Consider the following 6168-nt stretch of genomic DNA (forward strand, 5'->3'; position numbering starts at 1 on the left):
AAAATAAACCTAATATATAAAAGAAGCCGTCCATTTGTGACCTGGACGGCTTCTTTAATTTACGGTTACATTTTGTCTGTTAACTGTATTTACAGTTATGCTGATACAGAAAAATCAATATCCTGGATTTTGATAAGCGGCTTTTTCTGCCACAGTCGCATCCATGGCATCCAGTTGGCCTTGTGGAATAGGACGAAGGTATAAATAGGGTTGAATGTTACGTGTTACTGTTGCTGGACTATGGTCTCCAATAGCAGTTCCACAAATCTTGTAACTGCCAGCAAGTTCTGCCCATTTTTGGGTACGTACCAAATCATACCAACGGTAACCTTCACCAAAATATTCGCGGGAACGTTCAGCCAGAATATAATTAATATCTACAGTTACCGGTGTGGCAGCAATCATGGCAGTGCTGTGGTCTTCAACTTTGGCCATATTCCCGCCATTGCTCCACTTCCATTTTCCTGCACGTGCACGGAGGACATTAACCAGTCCTTTGGCTGTTCCGTCATTTGCGTACTTTCCGGTTATAGCGGTTGCGGTTGCACCTTTAACAGCCGCTTCGGCAGCGATAAGGAATAATTCCGAAAATTTGGCAATATTGTATGGCCGGGTACTTCCTGCATTGGGCTGTCCCAAACTGGTGCCATTGTCGGTGCGGTAGCAACCCAGTTTCCAAAGTCCGGGATATACTATTCTGCTTATTCCGTTTGGTGATATTACAAAAGAGCGGCTTCCCGGTAATACACCGGCACCGATATTGCTTTTATATACAGAATTAGAATAATCAATGGACACAGCAGGTTCATTATTTAAGAAAGTCAGTATGGAGTCTCCGGGTAAGACTTTTATATTGTTTGCATTGTATAAGAATGCATTTGTGACGCCTCCTTTGGGCCAGTTACCCCGGTAGACCGTTGTAAAGGTGCCGTCATAGCGGGAATCATTGGTTTTGTCGGCGAAAGTATTTGTGAATATACCAATTGGAGGGCACATGCGTACCCAAGGACGCCCCAAAGATTGAGCTGCTTCCCGTTGAACAGAACTTACTGAAGTCTTCCAGCTTGAAGTATCTGCGCTCCTAATACTTGTATAGTTAAAGGTCATCATCCAGACAGCGAAGTTATCCGGAGCAGCGCCACTGCCATAAGAAAGGCTTGCTCCGTTATAAAATTCGCTTGTTTGCGTATGATCGGCATACAATAATATTTCATTGTTACGGTCGTTTTGTGCCAGGTTGACATCATAATATGTTGGCTGCAGTCCGAAAGGTCCCGGATCAAGAATAGCTGCTACTGCTATATTATAAGCCTGCTGATAGTACCATTGAGCATTATGTCCGTCCGGGTCATTGCGGTCGCTAGCCGGATAAGTGGGAATACTATTGGGGTTTTCAAGCCACCATCCATATGTCAGGTATGCCTTTGCCAAATATAGGCGTGCTACTGTTTGGGTTACACCGCCGGTTACACGTCCAGTTGCCGGAAGGTCGTTTATTGCTTTAAGCAGGTCCGGGAATATGGTTTTTGTATAAACTTCAGGAACAGTATTCCGGATGGAAATTCTTACAGGATTGGTGTTGAATTTTAGTTCCCCGGCACCCAGATCCAAAGGTACTCCGCCAAAAGTTTGTACAAGTAAGAAGTAATCAAATGCCCGGAAAAATCTTGCTTCGGCAATCAGTGCGTCAGAAATAGTTCCTGCTGCAGTGGCATTTTCAATGACGCCATTGGCTGTATTGATGTTTGGAAATGCGTTATTCCACAATACATCAGCCCTGCTGTTGCTGGAAGTGGTCGCCGACACCCCTGATTGATCCATACACTTAAAATTATCATCTGCCTGTTGTGCGTATGTGGCTTCATCAGTCCCTGTCAGGCAAGTATTGTAGTAATATGCCTGTCCGTAAATATAGCGCAGATGAGCATACATCGCTGTTAATCCGCCCATAACGCCATTTTTTGTCTTAAAATATTCTGGGGTATAAATACTACGGGGTTTCTCGTTTAGTATTTGGGAGCACGACGCCAGGAACAAAGTTAATAAAATCGTTCCTGTAATAATTTTGCTATGTATATGTTTCATAATAATCTATTTTTAAAATGACAAATTAACGCCGATCAGGTAATTGCGTGTGGTGGGAGTATTCGTACCAATAGTCAGCAAACGTTTCTGGTTGTCACTATAGGGTACAGCCATATTTTGGGCATCATTGGCATACGAATTGGTCTCTGGATCCTGATTTGATTCTTTGTGGTATGGAGAAAACATTACAAAGGGGTTTTCAACAGTAAAGTAGAGTCTTAGATTCTCAATCCCAATAGTTTTAACCCAATTTTGTTTAAAAGTATAGCCGAGCGAAAGGATACGTATTTTTAAGTACGATGCGTTGAAATATCCCAGCGTGCTGCCATAGGTTGGATTGTCCCCCGTTTGCGGCCCACCTGGTTTGGGATATTTAGCACCGGTATTTGTCGTCGTCCAATAATCTACTTTTACATTATTCCTTCTTCCCGTCATTAAGTTGAGGTAGCCTGAGGATGAGTAGAGAGTACTAATTAACTTACCGCCGCTTTTAAAAACACCAACAGCACTGAAATCTATTCCTTTATACGACAGGCGGGTATTAAAGCCTCCCTGAAAATTAGGTTCTAAGTTGATGATTTGTCTGTCTGCGGGTCCAATGGCTCTTGTTGGCGATCCGTCATTATTATAAGTCCCGGTATATTTTACTTTGATCATCCCAGCATCTCCACTTGGTTCATAAGTTTTCAAAAATTGATCATTTTGCTGCCAAAGTCCGATTTTTTGATAATCAAAAATCACATCAATGGGATGGCCCACAAACCACCAATTGGATTCATCTCTGGTTTGTCCGGTGGCGAGTTCTGTTAATTTGTTCCTGTTGGCATAAACATTGATGCCGGCTTCCCATGTCCAGCCACTTAGATTGTTTAATATTACACCATTAACTGAAAATTCGAAACCCTTGTTTTCGGTTTTTCCTACATTTCCCATAAAGTTGTTTACCCCGGAGGTGGGTGGTAAATTGACATACAGCAAAATGTCATTGGTCTTAGTGATATAATACTCTAAAGAACCACTAAGCCTATTCCCCAGTAATCCAAAGTCCAATCCGAAGTTCCATGTTTTAGAATATTCCCAGCCTAAGTTTGGATTAGGTAATTGTGAAACATAGTATCCGGTTGAATAGGTATTGTCGCCAAAATTATAGGGCCTTGTACTTAAAACACCTAGCGTACTGTATGCTGTTACTGCCTGGTTGGAGGTTTGTCCAAAGCCTGCACGCAGTTTCAATAAATCTATAGGCTTGATGTCTTTCAAGAAGGATTCATTTTTGATGTTCCATCCTGCAGAAATAGCCGGATAAGAGTGCCATTTATGCCCTTTTGCCAGAACTGATGAGGCGTCTGAGCGGAAAGTGGCGCTGATCATGTAACGGTTGTCATAAGAATACATTACACGTCCCATCCACGACATTAAGCCGTTTTTATAGTAATTCTGATTGCTGGGATTAATTGTGAATTCACCGGATGCCTGTCCTAAGTTATAAAATTGGAAGGCATCAGTGGGAATGCTTTTTGCGGAAACCTGTGAACTGTTGTACATGGTTTGTTCGGCAGAGTATAGAGCCACGGCACTTATCTCATGTTTTTCTGCAAAGGTTCTGTCATAGGTTAGGAGATTTTCTATTACCCAATTGGTTGTGAGCGAATTTCCAATAGTGGCGGTAGATGGTGTGGTGGCTTCGGAATTAAATACGCCTTCCCCAGTATAGCTGCCACTGTTGCTCATCCTGAAATTCAAACCAATATTTGCCCGATATTTCAAGCCCTCTATACCTGGAATTTTTACTTCACCATATAAACTGTTATAAGAGCCAAAAGCCTTGGTCATATCTACCCATTTGTCACCCAGGTTTTCTATAATGTCTTTTGAATAAACCCAGGTATTATCCAAGGGCATCTTTATGACTCTTTTCCAGGTTCCATCGGCATTATAGGGATTGGCAAGGGGAGAACTGCTTAAAAGGCCATATAATCCCAGATTGTTGCCGTTGTTTATAGAATAGAAGTTGTTGGTATTAAATCCAAAGCGGAATGATTTGCCAACACCCTGGTCAAGAGAACCGCGAAGAGAATAACGGCTGTAATTCTGCATAGGTATTATGGCTTCATCACGGTAATAACCTATGCCAAAGTTGTAGTTGCCTTTTTCAGTCCCTCCTGCTACCCCTAAGTCATGGCTGGTAACCATGCCTGTTTTATAAAACAAATCCTGCCAATCTGTATTGGTAGAATCGGATTCATCTGTACCGTTTGAATATTTACCTGCAATTTTACGAAGAGCTGCGAATTCCGGTCCATTCATCATGGGGTATTTAGCAAAAATACTTTTTATGCCGACATATCCGTTGTAACTAAAAATAGCTTTTTGTCCCAATTTTCCTTTATTGGTGGTTACGATTAAAACACCATTGGCGCCACGTGAACCATAAATGGCGGTTGCTGAAGCATCCTTCAGAATATCAATGCTCTTGATGTCACTGGGATTGATATCTCCGATATTACCGGCAAAAGGAATACCGTCTAATACTACTAAGGGATCGTTGGTGGCATTCAATGAACGTGCGCCACGTATACGTATCTGCATGGCGGAACCTGGTTTTGTTGAACTTTGCGACATTTCCACACCGGCTATACGGCCTTGTAAAGCTTGGGAAATGTTGGCCGCCGGCACATCGCGCATTGCATCTCCACGTATTGATGAAACAGAACCGGTTACCGCTTCTTTTCTCTGGGTGCCATATCCTATGACAACAATTTCCTCCAGTTTGGTGGTGGCCGATTCAAGTGAAACGTCTATCTGTTTTCTGTCGTTTATGTATACTATTTGTGAAAGATAACCGACATAAGTAAATACCATTGCTTCATCTGAACCCTGAACCTCAATTGAATATTTCCCGTCGGTATCTGTTAAAGTCCCCCGGGTAGTCCCCTTGACTACAATACTGACTCCTGGTAAAGGCTCTCCTGTGGCCTTATCTGTAACCCGGCCTTTTATTACATTCCTTTGAAGTACGGATTTGGGGGTTAATACAATCAGGTCGTTTTCCAATACCCGGTATTTCATATTTGAATTGGCCAGCAGTTTGTCCTGTAGATTTTCAAGGCGGTCGTTTTTAAGGTTGAGGTCAACTTTTTTGTTTAGGCCATTGAATTTTTCGTTATTAAGAAACTGGAAATCACTTTTCCTTTCAATCATGCTGATGGCATCCCGGATGGTTTTTCCTTTCAAATCAAATGAAAACCCCTTGTCCTGTGAATAAATGGCAGCATTTATGTTGATTAAGCAGACAAGGTTTAGAAGCAGTGTTAGCTTTATGGTTAATAGGAATTTAGATCGCTCTCTTTGAGAAAAAAAGAGCCGGAACTTTGACTTTTTTTTCATATTATTGCAAGTTTTAAGTTAGATTTTGATATCACGTTAACACTCTGCAAGTAAGTAACTGATATCGATTAATTTAATTTGAGATTTTAAGAGGGGAGAATTGTCCAGATTCTCCTCTTTTTGTTTTTTGTTTTTACATAGGCATAAAGTTTTAAAGGTTAATTAAATTGATCTTATTAGGTTAATTATTACTCATGATCTTCTGGTACCAGTCCTTCAGAAATTTATTTTCAACAATGGTTATCTGTTTGTGGTTTATGTTGTAATCAATTGGAACGGTTAACTTTATTGCATCCAGAACCTGTTGTAAAGTTTCATCATTCAGTTTTCCTGAAATCTTATAATTTTTTAAAGATTCATTTTTGAAATTAATTTCTACATCATATCTTCTTTCAAGTTGTATAGAAAGGTCTCCTAAACTTTCATGTTCGATAATCCATTTTTTGTCCTTCCAGGAAGTGTAAACTACAGGATCTATGTCTTGAATGACTATGATATGGGGGGCTTCTTCCTTTTTCTCTGTATATTTAAGGGATGTCGGGGTATTCATATTTGGAGAGCCAAGATGCCCTGTCCCCTTTATAAACTCAGCAATCTGATTCGGTTTTAGGGTGAGTTCTGTGTCTTCGCCGATTTTTGCTTTATTTATCCTTATTTCAACTATACCGTTTACCAGCGTTGTTTCAATCTTTTTCT

General features: G+C 40.9%; 3 protein-coding genes. All 3 read right to left on the reverse strand.

The window, feature by feature from the left end; all coding sequences use genetic code 11:
* Window positions 1-114: 114 nt before the first annotated feature.
* A complete protein-coding gene (locus tag Q8907_11215; GenBank protein MDP4274836.1) occupies window positions 115-2085 on the reverse strand; it encodes a RagB/SusD family nutrient uptake outer membrane protein in 1971 nt (656 codons plus the stop codon).
* A 12-nt stretch (window positions 2086-2097) separates the two neighbouring features.
* Window positions 2098-5472, reverse strand: a complete 3375-nt coding sequence (locus tag Q8907_11220; GenBank protein ID MDP4274837.1) for a TonB-dependent receptor — start codon at window positions 5470-5472, stop codon at window positions 2098-2100.
* 181 nt (window positions 5473-5653) lie between these two features.
* A partial coding sequence (locus tag Q8907_11225) for a DUF4974 domain-containing protein (protein ID MDP4274838.1) occupies window positions 5654-6168 on the reverse strand: 515 nt, incomplete at its 5' end.

It is taken from the genome of Bacteroidota bacterium (assembly GCA_030706565.1).
Classification (GTDB): Bacteria; Bacteroidota; Bacteroidia; order Bacteroidales; family JAUZOH01; genus JAUZOH01.

What these genes read in the sequence shown, in the direction of transcription:
- Q8907_11220 (MDP4274837.1), bottom strand. Translation starts at nt 5,472, where the DNA reads ATGAAAAAAAAGTCAAAGTTCCGGCTCTTTTTTTCTCAAAGAGAGCGA.
- Q8907_11215 (MDP4274836.1), bottom strand. Translation starts at nt 2,085, where the DNA reads ATGAAACATATACATAGCAAAATTATTACAGGAACGATTTTATTAACT.